Below are 15,999 nucleotides of genomic sequence, written 5' to 3' on the forward strand. Positions count from 1 at the left end.
AGATCACCTGATCAGGATACGTGCCGCCACCGGGCGATCACCTGGTCGGCAAGGTCGGGGGCGGCGCCGTCGAGCCAGTGGATGCGATGGTCGCGGCGGAACCACGACCGTTGCCGGCGCACATATCGCCGCGTGCCGATGAAGGTCAGCTGGCGCGCCTGGGCCAGATCCTGATCTCCGGCGCCGGCATCCAGCGCGTCGAGCACCTGGGCGTAGCCGATGGCGCGCGCGGCGGTGACGCCCTGCCGGAGGCCGGCGCCGAGCAGCGTGCGCACTTCGTCGACCAGACCGCCCTCGAACATGAGGTCGGTGCGCTGCGCCAGTCGTTCGTCAAGAATGCTTGTGTCCCAATCCAACCCGACGATCACCGTGTCCCAGCGGGGCGTCCCGATCCGGGGTGCCGACGCCGCGAACGGCTGGCCGGTCAGTTCGACCACCTCCAGCGCGCGCACGATCCGCCGGCCGTCGGTGGCCAGGATCGCCTCGGCGGCGGCCGGATCGCGACGGCCCAGCTCGGCGTGCAGGGCGGCCACCCCGACCTCGGCGAGCTGGTGTTCCCACCGCGCCCGCACCTCGGGGTCGGTGGCCGGGAACGCCCAGTCGTCGAGCAGCGACTGGATGTAGAGCATCGAGCCGCCCACGATCACGGGCGGTACTGCGCGCGACGCGATGGCCTCGACGTCGGCGGCGGCGGCCTCCTGGTAGCGCGCGACCGTCGCGGTCTGCGTCACGTCGAGGACGTCGAGCTGGTGGTGCGGGATGCCGCGCCGTTCGGCGACGGCGAGCTTGGCGGTGCCGATGTCCATGCCGCGGTACTGCTGCATGGCGTCGGCGTTGACGATTTCGCCGCCGAGCCGTTCGGCGACGTCGAGGGCCAGCGCCGACTTTCCGGTACCCGTCGGCCCGATCACCGCGATCGGCCGGGTCACGGCGTCCACGTGCCGACGAAGTACCCCACCCCGTACGGCGCACCGCGCGCCAACTCAGTGGCCGCCCGCGGTCCGGAACCCACCAGCCCGGCCAGCACCTGGTAGCCGACGCGGCCGACGATGCCGCCGGGGAGCCCCGCCAGCGCAACACTGTCACCTGAGGCCAGCGCGTCGCCGAGGGCGGCCTGCACGGCCGTGGCGTCGGGGTCGTAGCCGCCGGGCGCGGGCGGCGTCAGCGTGTTGGCGCCGTCGGCGACCACCAGGACACCGACCGGTTCGTCGGTGGTGTCGATCTCGGCGCGCAGCAGCCGGCCGAACTCCAGAGCCCGGCCGGCGTCGTGGTCGGCGTCGTACACCCGGACCTGCGCGCGGGCCGCGGGGTTGACCTGCCCGCGCAGCCACCCGGCGAACAGGGCGCACAGGGGCAACTCACGCACCGCGGCGGGCGCGTCCGGGGACAGCGCGACGGGAACGTCCACCCCGTAGCCGGCGAAGGTGCCGCGGGCGTCGGGCTCGATGGTCTGATCGGCGGCGCCGACACCGACGGCGACCCATCGATCGGGCAGCGCGGCAGCAGCAGCCAGCGCGGCGTCGCGAAACTCGGCGACCTCGGCGGCGGCCGCACCGGCCAGTTCAGGCACCAGTACGGGCGCCGAAGGCGTCAGGACAACGGCGGACAGCACGCCTCCCACGCTAGTGGCCGTCAGCCGGGTATCGGCGCGGCGGGATCCGGCATCGGCGCGGCCTCGGTACGCGCCAACTCCACTGTGGCTGCAATCATCACCACGACGGCGATCACCAGAAATGCCCACCCGGACCGGCCGGGGCGCAACATCTCCCCGAGAATGGCGACGCCGAGAACCGAGGCGACCAATGGTTCGCTGACCGTGACCGCCGGGAGCGACGCGGCCATCGACCCGGCCCGGAACGACGATTGCTGAATCGCCGTCGCCGCGATGGCCACCACCGCCCACACGTAGAGCTCGGGAAGCTTCAGCACCGCCACGATCCCGTGATCGAGTTCGTCGACCACGCCCTTCATCAGGACCGCGAACAACCCCCACAACGAACCCGCCACCAGCCCCAGCAACACCGCCGCCACCGGTTTGCCGCGAAAGACCCGCGCACCCAGCAGGCACAGCAGCAGTAGCGGACCCAGCGTGGCGGCCACCCAGCTCCACATCTCGAACCCAGCCCGCGCCTGCCCCTTGGACGGGTCGCCGACGGTGACGATCACGGCAACGGCCGTGGCCAGCAGCACCGCCCAGATCCACTGGTAGCGGGTGATCCGCCGGCCCGCGAAGCGCGCGCTCAGCGGCAGCGCGAACAGCAGAGACGTCACGATCAGGGCCTGCACCAGAAGGACCGAGCCGAACCCCAGGGCGGCGGCCTGCAGCGCGAATCCGCCGGCGGCGACCAGGCTGCCCAGCCACCAGGTCCTGTCCCTGAGCAACTGCAGGAACAAGGCGATGGGACCGACCTGCTGGTCGGTGACGTCGTGCGCGGAACGTTGCTGGATGACGTCGCCGATCGCGATCAGCAGCGCGGCCCCGAGAGCGAACAGGGTGGCGATGTCCGACCTGTGCATCACTGATCTCCTCGTGCTCGGGCAGTCAGCGTGCCCGCCGATTGACGTCGTCCGCAACCTCAGACCAGCCAACCCGGGCGCATGGGTGGCATCGACCTGGTTCAATACCAACGAGGACGGCGGCCGTGACCATGGTCGCCGGACGTGCAGCAGTGGCGCCGCGTCGCGCGGCAGATGCGCGGGAACACCGCGCGGAGGGTAGGTGAGGCGAGTCCATGACAATCGACCAACCCAGCGCCGACGGAGCCCCGAAGCCGGCTCCCCGACCGGGACCACCGCGACCCGTCCCCAAGCCCCACGCACCCACCGCGCCGGTGGTGCTGCCGCCATCGAGTGACCCGCACCGGTTCGGCCGCGTCGACGACGACGGCACGGTCTGGTTGATCACTTCGGAGGGCGAACGCAATATCGGCTCGTGGCAGGCCGGCGACACCGAGGCGGCCTTCGCCCATTTCGGCAGGCGCTTCGAAGATCTCGCCACCGAGGTCACGTTGATGGAGACGCGGCTGGCCTCCGGCACCGGCGATGCCCGCAAAATCAAAGCCGCGGCTGCCTCTCTGGCTGAAACCCTGCCCACGGCAAGCGTTCTCGGCGATCTCGACGCGCTGGCCGCGCGGCTGGCCGCGATCCGCGACCACGCCGAGGAAACCGCGGCGGCCGATCGGGCCCGTCGCGAGCAACACCGGGCCGAGCAGACCGCGCGCAAGGAGGCGCTGGCCGCCGAAGCCGAGGAACTGGCGACGAGCTCCACCCAGTGGAAGGCCGCCGGCGACCGGCTGCGCGCGATTCTCGACGAGTGGCGCACCATCACCGGCCTGGACCGCAAGACCGACGACGCGCTGTGGAAGCGCTACTCGGCGGCCCGCGAAACGTTCAACCGGCGCCGGGGCTCGCACTTCGCCGACCTGGACCGCGAACGCGCCGGCGCCAGGCAGGCCAAGGAGCAGTTGTGCGTGCGCGCCGAGGAGCTGTCCGGCTCCACCGACTGGTCGGCGACGGCGGCCGCGTTCCGCGACCTGCTCGCCGAGTGGAAGGCGGCCGGCCGGGCAGCCAAGGACGTCGACGACACCCTGTGGCATCGGTTCAAGGCGGCCCAGGACACCTTCTTCGCCGCGCGCAACGCGGTGAATGCCGAGCGGGACAGCGAATTCCAGGCCAATGCCACCGCCAAGGAGGCCTTGCTGGCCGAAGCGGAGAAACTCGACACCGCCAACCCGGACGCGGCCCGCTCGGCATTGCGGAACATCACCGACAAGTGGGATGCGATCGGCAAGGTGCCGCGGGAGCGATCGGCCGATCTGGAACGCCGCTTGCGTGCGGTCGAGAAGAAGGTGCGCGACGCCGCCGACTCGGGGCGGACCGATCCGGAGGCGCAGGCCCGCGCCGAGCAGTTCCGCGCCCGGGTCGAGCAGTTCGAGCGGCAGGCCGAGAAGGCCGAAGCGGCGGGCCGCACCAAAGATGCCGAAGCGGCCAGGGCCAGCGCCGAGCAATGGCGGCAATGGGCCGACGCGGCAGTCGAATCGCTCAGTAAGAAGCGTTAACCCGCGGCGGGAGGCTGCTTGCGCTCACGATGGTCGACATCGTCGAGCAGGCTGCGGGACTGGCCTTCCCGTGCGGCGGCACGGCGCTGTTCCTCGGCCGCCAACTGCACCGCGGTTCGCGTCCAGACCACCCGGGCCCAGTGGAAGGTCAGCAGGATGACCGCCACCCAGCCCAGCAACAACCCGATGCCCGGGCCGGGATGGCCGTGCACGGCGGTCTGACGGGACCATACGGCCAGCAGACCGAGCGCGCAGGACAGCGCCGACCCCGCGAGGGCGATCCAGGCCAGCACCCAGCGCCGGGTGGTCAAGGCCAGCATCGAGAAGCCGACACCGAACACCAGCACGAACCAGGTGAACAGCCGAGACGGTAACGCGATGCCGACACTGAGCGCTTTGTCGTCGCCCATCAGGACGTCGACGCCGCGGGCGGCGCCGGTGTGCGGCAGGATCAGCGACACCAGCAGGACGAACACCAGGATCGCCACCACCATGGCGCGGGCTCCCGGCTGGATCTCTCCGGCGACCTTGCGTTCGGCCTTCTCCATGTCAGAGCGGTAGGCCTCGCTCGGGTCTTCGTCGTGGCGACTCATTGCTGGCATCCCGTCGTTTCCTCGATCTGTGGTCTGCCCACCGGCGGCAGCCCAAGACCGACGGTACGGGGCCGTTGCCCGGCCGCGTGGGCGTCGCCGGCGCGGGTGCGGCGGTGGCTCAGCAGCGGCGCATCGGCGATCAGGTGGTGCGGAGCGGCGCCGGTGACCGTGGTGGTCACGATGTCGCCGGGGCGCGGGGCGGCATCGCCCGGCGTGAAGTGGACCAGCCTGCCGTCGCGGGCGCGGCCGCTCATCCTGGCGGTGCTGGCGTCTTTGCGGCCTTCGCCGGTGGCCACCAGCAACTCGACCTCACGACCGATCTGGGCGGTGTTCTCCTCGAAGGAGATCTGCTCCTGCAGCTCGATGAGCCGGTCATAGCGTTCCTGCACAACGGCTTTGGGAAGCTGGCCGTCGAGTTCGGCCGCCGGGGTGCCGGGACGCTTGGAGTACTGGAAGGTGAACGCGGTGCTGAACCGGGCCTGGCGCACCACGTCCAGGGTGGCGGCGAAGTCGTCCTCGGTCTCGCCGGGGAAGCCGACGATGATGTCGGTGGTGATCGCCGCGTGCGGCATCGCCGCACGCACGCGCTCGATGATGCCGAGATACTTCTCGGCTCGGTAGGAACGCCGCATCGCGCGCAGTATGCGGTCCGACCCGGACTGCAGCGGCATGTGAAGGGCGGGGCAGACATTCGGGGTCTGGGCCATCGCCTCGATGACGTCGTCGGTGAACTCGGCCGGGTGCGGTGAGGTGAACCGGACCCGCTCCAGCCCCTCGATGCGCCCGCAGTCGCGCAGGAGTGCGGCGAACGCTCCGCGATCGCGCGGGGTGCCGGCTGCGAACGAGACTCCGTAGGCGTTGACGTTCTGGCCCAGCAGGGTGATCTCCAGCACGCCCTGGTCGACCAGGGACTGCACCTCGGCGAGGATCTCGTCGGGCCTGCGGTCCACTTCCTTGCCCCGCAGCGCGGGCACGATACAAAACGTGCAGGTGTTGTTGCAGCCTACCGAAATGGAAACCCATGCGGCGTAAGCAGATTCGCGTGCAGCGGGCAGCGTTGACGGGAATTCCCGCAGCGACTCGGCGATTTCGACCTGAGCCTGCCGATTGTGCCGGGCCCGTTCGAGCAGCGTGGGCAGCGAGCCGATGTTGTGGGTGCCGAAGACGACGTCGACCCAGGGCGCTTTCTGCAGCAGTCCTTCGCGGTCCTTCTGGGCCAGGCAGCCGCCGACCGCGATCTGCATTTCGGGGTCGGCTTGCTTGCGCGGCGCCAGGTGGCTGATGTTGCCGTACAGCTTGTTGTCAGCATTTTCCCGGACCGCGCAGGTGTTGAATACCACCACGTCGGCGTCGGTGCCCTCGGGCGCGCGGTGATATCCGGCCGCTTCGAGCAGCCCGGCGAGCCGTTCGGAATCGTGGACGTTCATCTGGCAGCCGTAAGTGCGGACCTGGTAGGTGCGACCTTCGGTACGTCCATCGCCCGATCCGGGCAGTTCGCCCGCCGGATTGTCGTTGGTCAGCACCGATGTCACGTGCTCATCGTACGGAGCACCACGAGGCGGTGAGAAATCGCGGATCGGTCAACGCTCGGCAAACTGGGGGTTACCTGGGTAGGGTCTGAACGCATGGGGCGCAGCGGCGAGAAGCCGATGATCTCGATTCAGGGCGTCAACAAGCATTTCGGCGACCTGCATGTTCTGAAAGACATCAACCTCGAGGTCGACCGCGGCCAGGTGGTGGTGGTGCTCGGCCCGTCCGGATCGGGCAAGTCGACCTTGTGCCGCACGGTCAACCGGCTGGAAACCGTCGACGAGGGCACGATCGCCATCGACGGCGTGGAATTGCCTTCGGAGGGGCGCAAACTCGCGCAGTTGCGAGCCGACGTGGGCATGGTTTTCCAGTCGTTCAACCTCTTCGCGCACAAGACGATCCTGGAGAACGTCGCACTGGCGCCGGTGAAGGTGCGCAAGGTCGCCAAGGACAAGGCCCGCGAGAACGCGCTGTCGTTGCTGGAGCGGGTCGGGATCGCCAACCAGGCCGACAAATACCCAGCCCAGCTATCCGGCGGCCAGCAGCAGCGGGTGGCGATCGCACGTTCGCTGGCGATGAAGCCGAAGGTGATGTTGTTCGACGAACCGACCAGTGCGCTGGACCCGGAGATGATCAACGAGGTCCTGGACGTCATGACGTCGCTGGCCACCGACGGCATGACGATGGTGGTGGTCACCCATGAGATGGGCTTCGCCCGCCGCGCCGCCAACCGGGTGGTGTTCATGGCCGACGGGGCGATCGTGGAGGACGCCCCGCCCACTGAGTTCTTCGACAATCCGCGCTCGGAGCGCGCCAAAGACTTCCTCGGCAAGATCCTCAACCACTAGGGCGAAAGGAACACCCACTGTGTCGATATTTTCTGGCCCTACCATCCCCCGTCTGTCCTGGCGTCGTGTCGGCGCCGCCGTGCTGGCCGTGGCGCTGCCGTTCGCCGCGACCGCATGCGGCGGCGGTGGCAGCGGCGACAAGCTGGTCATCGGAACCAAGTTCGACCAGCCCGGTCTGGGGTTGAAGAATCCGGACGGCACGATGAGCGGCTTCGACGTCGACGTCGCCAAGTACGTCGCCAAGGAACTCGGCTATCCCGAGGACAAGATCGAGTGGAAGGAATCCCCGTCCGGGCAGCGGGAGAACCTGATCCAGAACGGTCAGGTGAAGTACATCGTCGCGACCTACTCGATCACCGATTCGCGTAAGGAGAAGGTCGACTTCGCCGGTCCGTATCTGGTGACCGGCCAGTCCCTGCTGGTGCGCGCCGACAACACCGACATCACCGGCGCGGAGTCGCTGCAGAACAACAAGAAGCTGTGCTCGGTCAGCGGGTCGACCCCGGCGCAGCGGATCAAGGACAAGTACCCGGGTGTGCAGCTGCAGCAGTACGACACCTATTCGGCATGCGTGGAGGCGCTGAAGAACGGCGCGATCGACGCGGTGACCACCGACGAGGTGATCTTGGCCGGATATGCCGCGCAGTCGCCCGGTGCGTTCAAGATCGTCGGCCAGCCGTTCTCCGAGGAGCGCTACGGCATCGGGTTGAAGAAGGGTGACAAGGAGCTGTGCACCAAGATCACTGATGCGGTGAAGAAGATGGAAGCCGACGGCTCCTGGAAGGCTGCGTTCGACAAGAACCTCGGCCCGGCAGGCGTCCCCGCGCCGGCGCCGCCGGCCCTCGACGGCTGCTGAGGTCGCGCGGGCGTGGACATCTTCGGCGAATATCGCGGCCAGATCTTCGAGGCGTTCTGGACGACGATTCAGCTCACGGTGTTCTCCGCGATCGGAGCGCTGATATTGGGCACGGTGCTGGCCGCAATGCGGCTGGCGCCGGTGCCGATGCTCAACTGGCTGGGCACCACGTACGTCAACGTGGTGCGCAATACCCCGTTGACGCTGATCATCCTGTTCTGTTCGTTCGGCCTCGCGCAGACGCTGGGCATCACCCTGGTGGACCCGAATTCGCCAACCTCGATCGAGGACAGCAATTTTCGGCTCGCGGTGCTCGGGTTGACGGTCTACACGGCGTCGTTCGTGTGCGAGACGGTGCGTTCGGGGGTGAACACCGTGCCGCTGGGCCAGGCCGAAGCGGCCCGCTCGCTGGGCTTCACATTCGGACAGAACCTGCGAATGATCCTGTTGCCGCAGGCATTTCGTTCGGTGATCATTCCGCTCGGCTCGGTGCTGATCGCGTTGACCAAGAACACCACGATCGCCTCGGCCATCGGAGTGGCTGAGGCGGCGCTGCTGATGAAGGGGATGATCGAGAACACCGCGGCTCTGGTGACCGTGGGCACGATCTTCGCGCTGGGCTTCGTGATCCTCACGCTACCGGTCGGTCTGCTGTTCGGGTGGCTGGGTAAGCGTCTGGCGGTGGCGAGGTGAGCACGGCTTCGGTTCTCTTCGACGCGCCGGGTCCGCGGGCGCGGGTCCGCAATCGGATCGTCACGGCGGTGACGATTGTCGTTGCCGCCCTGGTGGTCTGGGCGGTGATCGTCAAGCTGGCCGGCAAAGGGCAGCTGACAGCGGCCAAATGGCAGCCGTTCCTGACCGGCAATCTCTGGAAGACCTATGTGCTGCCGGGTATCGAAGGCACACTGACGGCGGCGGCGCTCTCGATCGTGCTGGCGCTGATCCTCGGTTTCGCGCTGGGCATGGGGCGGCTGTCGAACAATGGGTACATCCGGTGGCCGTCGGCGGTGATCGTGGAGTTCTTCCGCGCCGTGCCGGTGCTGATCATGATGATCTTCGCGTATTTCCTGTTCGCGCTCTACGACGTGTTCGCCTCGACGCATCTGGCGCTGGCCGGCGTGGTGACGGGTCTGACGCTCTACAACGGTGCGGTGATCGCCGAGATCGTCCGTGCCGGGGTCAAGTCGCTTCCGCGCGGGCAGAGCGAGGCCGCTTCCGCGCTGGGATTGCGGTGGGGCCAGACGATGCGGTCGATCCTGTTGCCACAGGCCGTCACCTCGATGCTGCCGGTGTTGGTGTCGCAGCTGGTGGTGGTGTTGAAGGACACCGCGATCGGCTACCAGATCACGTTCGTCGAAATGGTCCGCCAGGGAACGGTGGTCGGCTCGAGCTACGGCAACTACGTGCCGGCGCTGATTGTGATCGCGGTGTTGATGATCAGCGCGAACTTCGCACTGTCAGTCGCGGCCACGCGGCTGGAGCGACGGTTGCGGCGGTCCAAGCGCGCCGGTGTCCCCGCGCAGACACAGGCCGCGCTGGAACCGGGAGACTAGGTGAGACCAGGCCCATGACTACGTTGTCGTCCGATCTGCGCACGCTGAGCTACGAGGCCTATGTCTACTTCTATCCGTTGGTGACGATGGATGTTTCGCGGCTGCAGACGCTGAACCGTTCGGGCATCGGGGCGGGTCCGCCCAACGAGTTCCACCACGTCCGTCAGTACCCGGACGCCGACTTTCGCGCGGTGGTACGCCCCAACTTCGACACTCTCTACTCGTCGGCGTGGCTCGACCTGACCGAGGGCCCGGTGATCCTGGGCGTTCCCGACACCGACGACCGGTACTTCATGCTGCCGCTGCTGGACATGTGGACCGATGTCTTCGCCAATCCCGGAAAGCGAACCTCGGGAACCGGGCCGCAGCGCTATGCGATCGTCGGCCCCGGTCATATCGGTGAGCTGCCGCAGGATATTCCGGCGATCCACGCGCCGACACCGCATGTGTGGATCATCGGCCGCACCCAGACCAATGGGCCGGCTGATTACCCGGCGGTGCATGCCGTCCAGGACGGCTACACCCTGACGCCGGTGGCAGCACCGACGTTCGTCCGGGATGAGTCCTACGACGTCACCACCGAGCCGCTGCGCAAGGTCAATGCCATGGCAGCGCTCGACTATCTGTCCTACGCCGCGGACTTACTGAGCGTGAATCCGCCGCACCCGACCGACTTTTCGATTCTGGCCCGGCTGTCCGGCCTGGGAATCGAGGCGGGTAAGCCGTTTGACGTCCAGCGGTTCTCCGCCGAGCAACGCGCCGAAATCGAGGCAGGAGCACAGGACGCACTTGCCGCCATCACGTCGTCGGCCCCGACATTGGGCAACATCGTCGACGGGTGGATGACCCTGAGCGAGGGTATGGGTGTCTACGGCAATGCGTATCTGCGGCGTGCCGTCGTCACGCTGGTAGGGCTGGGAGCCAACCCACCCGAAGATGCGGTGTATCCCATGCTGGTGACCGACGCCGACGGTCAACCGTTGGCCGGCGAGAACGACTACGTCATCCACTTCGATGCCGGCACGTTGCCGCCGGTGGACGCCTTCTGGTCGGTGACGATGTACGACGCCGAGGGCTATCAGGTCGCCAACGAGATCGATCGCTTTGCCATCGGCGATCGAGATGCGTTGCAGTACAACGCAGACGGTTCACTGGATATCTACATTCAGCACAGCAACCCCGGCCCCGACAAGGTGGCCAACTGGCTGCCCGCGCCGCTGGGAACTCTGGGCGTCACGATGCGGCTCTACGCCCCGCGCCGGGAGGCCATCGCCGGTGCGTGGCATCCGCCGGCCGTTCGCAAGGTGTGACGGCCCGATACGTGAGCGTCGGAATGGCGCGGCGGCAGAAGCCGAGTTGCAATAGGTAGGCTCGAATCACACAGCGTGATCACAGATCTGACGCGCCGCCGTCGACGAGGAGTTCGGTGCCGGTCGTGTAGGTGGCGTCAAATCCCAGGAAGAGGATCGCTTTCGCCACTTCCTCGGGTTCGCCGAATCTGCCCATCGGGTTGTCGGCCTTGATCTGCTCGAGAAACTCGCGGGCGGCCTCTGCCGACATGGTGCGTTCGAGGATGCCGGTGTCGATCGGTCCCGGGGATACGGCGTTCACCCGGATGCCTCGGTCAAGAAGTTCACGGGCGAAGGTCCGCGTCATGGATCGCAGTGCGGCTTTGGTGGCCGAATAGACGCTGGTCATCGCAATGCCCTTCGTGTTGCTGACCGATGTCGTAAGCACCACGGCACTGCCCACCGGCAACAGTGGCAGGAACTTCTGCAACGTGAAAAACGGTGCCTTGGCGTTGATCTCGAAGAGCTTGTCATACATCGCCTCCCCGGTGTCCGAGACCGTCGCGGTGTCGGTCGCGCCGGCATTGAGCACCAACAGGTCGACGCCACCGAGTTCGGCCGCCACCCGGTCCACCAGCGAGTCGATACCCGAGACGGCATCGCTTGCGACGACCATGCCACCGGCGCCCAGTATCGTTCGTGCCGAATCCAGCGAGGACGGCGTACGACCAGTCACCACTACGCGCGCGCCGCGCTCGGTCAGCATTTTGGCAGTCGCCAGTCCGATTCCGCTCGTACCTCCGGTGATGACGACCCTTTTCCCCTCGTACACAGTCACTTTCAGATCTCTTCTCACAGTTGCGATTCGCCGCCGTCGATCACGAGTTCGATACCCGCGACGTACGTCGCGTCGAAGGCCAGAAATGCCACGGCAGGTGCGAACTCATCGGGGTGGCCCCATCGCCGCATCGGGCTGCTGGCCTCGAATTCAGCCTTGAGTTGCGCGGCCTTCTCGGGCACTTCCTTCTCCAACTTGCCGGTGTCGATCGAACCGGGGCTGATCGCGTTGACGCGAATTCCCTTCGGCAGCAGCTCCTTACTGAGCGTGCGGGCCATCGACCGCAGCGCCGCCTTGCTCGCCGAGTACACGCTGAGAGCATCCCAACCCGTCTGGTTCGCGATCGAGGTCGTCAGCACCACACCGCTGCCCTCGGTCAGCAGCGGCGCCAATTTCTGCACCGTGAAGAACGGGCCTTTGGTGTTGATCGCGAAGACCTCGTCGAAGGTCGGCTCGGTGACGGCGAAGAATGGATCGAAGCTGCCGATGCCGGCGTTGACGATCAAGGCATCGACGGTGCCGAAGTCGCTGCGTACGCGGTCGGCGAGGGCGTCGATCGCCGCAAGTGAACGTGCGTCGCTCTGAACCGTGATGCCACGATTACCTAGTTGGCGGGCGGCATCGTCGAGAGTGTCCTGATGCCGTCCGGTGACCATGACCCGAGCACCGTGCTGGGTGAGGTAGCGGGCGGCGGCCAGGCCCAGGCCGCTGCTTCCGCCGGTGATGACCACACGCTTGCCGTCGTATCTGCTCATGCTGTCGAGTCTTCGACCGCCGGTAGCACCTGTCCAAGACCTGGTTGGTATCCCGCTATGCCGAAACGGAATAGCCCCGAGTACATCCGGGTTGGACGTCGGGTGAACGATCTCGGAGTCGATCTGGAGCTGCGGCTGGTTCGGTATTTCACCGTGGTCGCCGAACATCTGAACTTCAGCCGCGCGGCCGCCGAACTTCATGTGGCGCAACCATCCCTGAGCAGGCAGATCCAGCGGCTGGAGCACCGCCTCGGTGTCCGCCTGCTCGAGCGCACTCCGCAGGGCGCACTGCTTACCGAGGCCGGCAAGGCTTTTCTTCCCGAGGCACAGACGATGCTGCGGGCCGCCCGCCGGGCGGCGCTCACCGCCCGCGCCTATACACCTGCCGGCAAGGTCGTCATTGGCTATGTCGAAGACCTCGTGGTCACGCCGGCGGTTCGGGAGTTGCGTCGCCAACACCCGCACGCCGACATCACCACCCGCCACCTGGAATGTCACGAAGAAGGCGTCTTCATCGACAGACAGGTTGACGTGTTGGTCGCCAGGGCGCCGCTGTTCATCCCGGCCGACGACATTCGCGTCACCACGCTCTACGACGAGCCGCGAATGCTTGTTATGCCCGCCGATCACCCTCTCGCCGACCGGGTATCGGTCTCGTTGGAAGACTTCGCCAGTGGCGAGTCGATCATCTGCTCGCACGGCGCGACGCGCGCGATCTTCCCCGCGGACACCTACCGGTCGAGTGAACCAGGCCCGATGTCGGCCCTACCCGTCATCGAGAGCTTCGAGGACAGGCTTGAACTCGTCGCGAGTGGTCAGGCGGTCGCGGTCCTACCCGTTGGCGACCGCCGCAGTTCGGTGCGGCCTGACCTCACGTCTGTACCACTGACCGGCTTTCCACCCAGCCGCGTCGTCGTCGCCACCCGTGTCGGTGAGACGAATCCGCTGGTCGCTGAATTCGTCTCAGCGGCAAGAGCTTTGCTCGTCGGCTAACCAAACGCGAAACCATCACCTGTGCCACGGGTCATCCGCTTCTGTGGAGATCCGTTGTTGTGTTAGTTCCATCCGCCCGCGACCTCGAGCGTCGTTCCGGTGATGTGTGCCGCATCCGGGGACAGGAGAAATGCGACCGCAGCGGCGATCTCGCGCGGTTCCGCCGGTTTACCCACGGCGTTCATCGCTGCGGCCAGCACGGCCGGAGGCACCGTGCGTAACGCGGGGTGGGTGTAGGTGTGCGCATGTTGCCTGCCCATGTCGGTATTGGTTGGTCCGGGAGCTACAGCGTTGATGCCGATTCCGGCTTCCGCCAACTCCGGCGCCAAGCTGAGGACCAGCGACGACACGGCGGCCTTGCTGCACGCGTAGAGGGCGTGATGGTAGGAGGCGACCCGAGCACTGATCGATGACATCAGTACCACCCGTCCGCCTGGTGGCATGACCGCCGCGGCGGCTTGAGTGAGGAAGAGCTGGCCGGCGACGTTGACGCGGAAAACCTGGTCGAATGCTTCCGGTGTGATGGATCTCAACGCTCCGTGATGTTCCACGCCGGCGTTGCTGGCCACCACATCGATAGCCCCGAATTCATCGGCGACCATATCGACGAGCGCACGTATTTGGGCGGGTTCTCCGACGTCGGCGTGAAAGGCACTGGTGCGGCATCCTTTTCGTTTGAGGTCGACGACCAGGTCCTGTGCGGCCGCACGGTCGGCGTGATAGGTGATGGCGACGCTGGCTCCTTCGGATGCCAAGTGGCGCGCGATCGCCGCTCCGATACCTTTGCTCCCACCAGTGACCAATGCGCGCTGGTCCCGGTGCCGCATCGCCCTACTCATGATCGGCATCGACGGTGGTCTGTTCACCGGCCAGTGCCAGTAGCTGCTCGGCGTTGCCGTAAGCGAGCCGACACTGCGCGTCGGGGTCGAGGTGCAGGCTGTCGAGCCAGCTAACGGCCGTGGAGTTGTCGCTGAACGGGTAGTCGACGGCGAACATGATCCGGCTGTCACCGATGACGTTGCGCGCCAGTGTGAACGGGTGTTCGTCAAAGTAGCCGCTGGTGGTGATCCAGAAGTTACTCTGCACGTAGCTGCTCGCGGGCCGCGCCAAATGTGGGGCGGCATCGCTGAACATCCGTTCGATGCGCTGCAGGTGAAACGGCAACCCCTCGCCTAGATGTCCCAGAATGATCTGCAGCGTCGGCAGCCGGTCGAAGACACCACTGGCGATGAGCCGAAGGGCATGCAGTGATGCCTCGTAGTGCCAGCCGTAGGCATGAGTGGCGAGTGCGTGCCCGGTGCCCGCCGGCAGGTTCGAGTAGTACTGGTCGAACACCTTCGGTGGCGGGAACCCGGGGTGCAGATAAAGCGGCACGCCGAGCTCGGCCGCGGTGTGTAAGAGGGGCTCGTAGTCGGGGTGATCCAGGAACCGCTCACCAGCCATGCCATGCACCATCGCCCCGACGAGTCCCAGTTCACCTATGGCGTAGCCCAATTCAGCCGCCGCGGCAAGCGGATCGGTAAGCGGCAACGTGGCGAAGCCGGCGAATCGCTCGGGCCACGGTGAGATGGCGTGTTCGACCAACCGGTGGTTGGCAGCGCGAGCCTGCTCGGCGGAGTGCCTTTGCATACCCGGTGGCAAGGCGGAAAGTACTTGCACATCGATTCCTGCGTCGTCCATATCGGCCAGCCGAGCCTCCCAATCGGTCAGTCCCCGGCGGCGGGAATCTGGAAGTCGCGAGACGTCAAATCCGGTCAGGGCAAGGAATTCAGCGTCAGCGTAGTGTTCTTCAACAGCTATCACGCGCCTCGCGTCGCCGCTCACTGCACGGCCTCGCTGTCGGCGCCGCCGGTGATCTCACTGAGAAGGTCGGCGAGTTTCTTCGGCGCCGAGTAGAACGGCGAGTGCCCGGTCGGGAGGTGGTACGTCGCGTCAGCGCGGGCAGCGAATTGCTTCTGACGTTGCGGCGGAACCGCTTTGTCGTAGTCACAGATCACATAACTCGTTCTCACGGTGTGCCAACCAGCGCGCCTGACCGTTTGAGCTCGGCTGGGATCGGACTGCAGACGCAGCCGCCGGATGGCTCGCGCTGCGACCTCGGCGTCGACGTCGGAGTACAGGTCCGCACCGTGCATGGGCGCGGAGTAGCCGGCGTCAGGGATCGGCAGATCGGGGCTGGCGCCCATCGCTGTGCGCACGCTTTCACCGACATTGAGGGCGAACGCGGCGAGGTAGACCAAATGCGCGACATTGGCGACCTGTACGCAGGCTTCGGTGGCCGGGGCGCCACCGTAGGAATGCGCGACCACCACGGTTGGCTCGCCGATCTCCGCGAGCTTCGCCTCTACGGCCGCCGTGTCGTCGTATAGACCAGGGACCGGCGCCGGAGCGGCCGAACCGAACTCGAGGCTCGAAGGCAGCTCCACCGTGTAGGCGCGCCACCCTCGGTCGGACAACACCGGAATGAGATCCTCCCAGCACCAAGGCCCGTGCCAAGCACCGTGAATCAGCAACATTGCCGGCCGGTGGAAGTCAGCGGATTCGGATCTCAGCATGGGGCCGACTCCTGTCGTCGATGATGCAAGGCTCCGGGTCGGTCACCGCAACGATGGCCATGCCGGACAACACCGACAGCCTCGCAGTCGGCCGAAAGAACTCACGCGTGCTGGGCCGATGATGCGTAGAT

The 15,999-nt window shown here is 66.7% G+C and carries 17 protein-coding genes; 7 read left to right on the plus strand and 10 right to left on the minus strand.

The annotated features are described in order from the left end of the window. Positions 1 to 11: 11 nt before the first annotated feature. The 3 genes from miaA to AB4879_RS14185 are packed head-to-tail and all read right to left on the minus strand — an operon-like array spanning position 12 to position 2,517. Positions 12 to 938 carry a tRNA (adenosine(37)-N6)-dimethylallyltransferase MiaA gene (gene miaA, locus AB4879_RS14175; RefSeq protein ID WP_370508085.1) on the minus strand — a complete coding sequence of 309 codons (927 nt, stop codon included), beginning with the start codon at positions 936 to 938 and terminating at the stop codon, positions 12 to 14. Beyond that, positions 926 to 1,612, minus strand: a complete 687-nt coding sequence (locus AB4879_RS14180; protein ID WP_370508086.1) for a hypothetical protein — start codon at positions 1,610 to 1,612, stop codon at positions 926 to 928. Before AB4879_RS14180 ends, miaA begins: the two co-directional genes overlap by 13 nt. Before the next feature lie 20 nt (positions 1,613 to 1,632). Then, complete coding sequence (locus tag AB4879_RS14185) at positions 1,633 to 2,517, minus strand: DMT family transporter (RefSeq protein WP_370508087.1); 885 nt, start codon at positions 2,515 to 2,517, stop codon at positions 1,633 to 1,635. Between the two features lie 215 nt (positions 2,518 to 2,732). Between AB4879_RS14185 and AB4879_RS14190 the strand changes: the two genes are divergently transcribed. Beyond that, positions 2,733 to 4,058, plus strand: coding sequence for a DUF349 domain-containing protein (locus tag AB4879_RS14190; RefSeq protein WP_102806555.1), 1,326 nt, complete (start codon positions 2,733 to 2,735; stop codon positions 4,056 to 4,058). Here the strand turns inward: AB4879_RS14190 and AB4879_RS14195 are convergent. Together AB4879_RS14195 and miaB are read right to left on the minus strand one after the other, a co-directional pair. Beyond that, positions 4,055 to 4,660 carry a hypothetical protein gene (locus tag AB4879_RS14195; RefSeq protein ID WP_102806554.1) on the minus strand — a complete coding sequence of 202 codons (606 nt, stop codon included), beginning with the start codon at positions 4,658 to 4,660 and terminating at the stop codon, positions 4,055 to 4,057. The genes AB4879_RS14190 and AB4879_RS14195 overlap by 4 nt on opposite strands. Then, positions 4,648 to 6,174, minus strand: a complete 1,527-nt coding sequence (miaB, locus tag AB4879_RS14200; RefSeq protein ID WP_370508320.1) for a tRNA (N6-isopentenyl adenosine(37)-C2)-methylthiotransferase MiaB — start codon at positions 6,172 to 6,174, stop codon at positions 4,648 to 4,650. The genes AB4879_RS14195 and miaB overlap by 13 nt, the downstream gene beginning before the upstream one ends. A gap of 126 nt (positions 6,175 to 6,300) precedes the next feature. On the opposite strand from miaB, the gene AB4879_RS14205 reads away from it, so the two are divergent. From AB4879_RS14205 to AB4879_RS14225, 5 genes are read left to right on the plus strand one after another with little or no spacing between them, the layout of a single operon-like run. After that, positions 6,301 to 7,029 carry an amino acid ABC transporter ATP-binding protein gene (locus tag AB4879_RS14205; protein ID WP_199189833.1) on the plus strand — a complete coding sequence of 243 codons (729 nt, stop codon included), beginning with the start codon at positions 6,301 to 6,303 and terminating at the stop codon, positions 7,027 to 7,029. Between the two features lie 19 nt (positions 7,030 to 7,048). Then, complete coding sequence (locus tag AB4879_RS14210; RefSeq protein ID WP_370508088.1) at positions 7,049 to 7,885, plus strand: glutamate ABC transporter substrate-binding protein; 837 nt, start codon at positions 7,049 to 7,051, stop codon at positions 7,883 to 7,885. A gap of 12 nt (positions 7,886 to 7,897) precedes the next feature. Continuing rightward, positions 7,898 to 8,578, plus strand: coding sequence for an amino acid ABC transporter permease (locus AB4879_RS14215; RefSeq protein ID WP_102806552.1), 681 nt, complete (start codon positions 7,898 to 7,900; stop codon positions 8,576 to 8,578). After that, entirely contained in the window at positions 8,575 to 9,438 is an 864-nt protein-coding gene (locus AB4879_RS14220; protein ID WP_102806551.1) for an amino acid ABC transporter permease, read from the plus strand. Before AB4879_RS14215 ends, AB4879_RS14220 begins: the two co-directional genes overlap by 4 nt. Before the next feature lie 14 nt (positions 9,439 to 9,452). Then, positions 9,453 to 10,748 (plus strand): DUF1254 domain-containing protein, encoded by a 1,296-nt coding sequence (locus AB4879_RS14225; RefSeq protein ID WP_370508089.1) that lies wholly within the window; start codon positions 9,453 to 9,455, stop codon positions 10,746 to 10,748. A gap of 79 nt (positions 10,749 to 10,827) precedes the next feature. Here AB4879_RS14225 and AB4879_RS14230 read toward each other — a convergent pair whose 3' ends face one another. Both AB4879_RS14230 and AB4879_RS14235 read right to left on the minus strand, forming a co-directional pair. Continuing rightward, positions 10,828 to 11,583, minus strand: a complete 756-nt coding sequence (locus AB4879_RS14230; RefSeq protein WP_370508090.1) for an SDR family oxidoreductase — start codon at positions 11,581 to 11,583, stop codon at positions 10,828 to 10,830. Next, a complete protein-coding gene (locus AB4879_RS14235) occupies positions 11,580 to 12,320 on the minus strand; it encodes an SDR family oxidoreductase (protein ID WP_370508091.1) in 741 nt (246 codons plus the stop codon). The genes AB4879_RS14230 and AB4879_RS14235 overlap by 4 nt, the downstream gene beginning before the upstream one ends. Positions 12,321 to 12,377: 57 nt before the next feature. Here AB4879_RS14235 and AB4879_RS14240 point away from each other — a divergent pair, with 57 nt between their 5' ends. Next, positions 12,378 to 13,313, plus strand: coding sequence for a LysR family transcriptional regulator (locus AB4879_RS14240; RefSeq protein WP_370508092.1), 936 nt, complete (start codon positions 12,378 to 12,380; stop codon positions 13,311 to 13,313). Positions 13,314 to 13,375: 62 nt separating this feature from the next. Here the strand turns inward: AB4879_RS14240 and AB4879_RS14245 are convergent, their stop codons facing one another. Genes AB4879_RS14245 through AB4879_RS14255 form a run of 3 tightly spaced genes read right to left on the minus strand, consistent with a single transcriptional unit; the run spans position 13,376 to position 15,868 of the window. Next, positions 13,376 to 14,152: an SDR family NAD(P)-dependent oxidoreductase gene (locus AB4879_RS14245; protein WP_370508093.1), complete on the minus strand. Its 777-nt coding sequence runs from the start codon at positions 14,150 to 14,152 to the stop codon at positions 13,376 to 13,378. Continuing rightward, positions 14,145 to 15,137 (minus strand): amidohydrolase family protein, encoded by a 993-nt coding sequence (locus tag AB4879_RS14250; RefSeq protein WP_370508094.1) that lies wholly within the window; start codon positions 15,135 to 15,137, stop codon positions 14,145 to 14,147. The genes AB4879_RS14245 and AB4879_RS14250 overlap by 8 nt, the downstream gene beginning before the upstream one ends. Continuing rightward, positions 15,134 to 15,868, minus strand: a complete 735-nt coding sequence (locus tag AB4879_RS14255) for an alpha/beta fold hydrolase (RefSeq protein ID WP_370508095.1) — start codon at positions 15,866 to 15,868, stop codon at positions 15,134 to 15,136. The genes AB4879_RS14250 and AB4879_RS14255 overlap by 4 nt, the downstream gene beginning before the upstream one ends. Positions 15,869 to 15,999 lie beyond the last annotated feature (131 nt).

The sequence above is a fragment of the Mycobacterium sp. SA01 genome, assembly GCF_041287105.1.
Taxonomy (GTDB): domain Bacteria; phylum Actinomycetota; class Actinomycetes; order Mycobacteriales; family Mycobacteriaceae; genus Mycobacterium.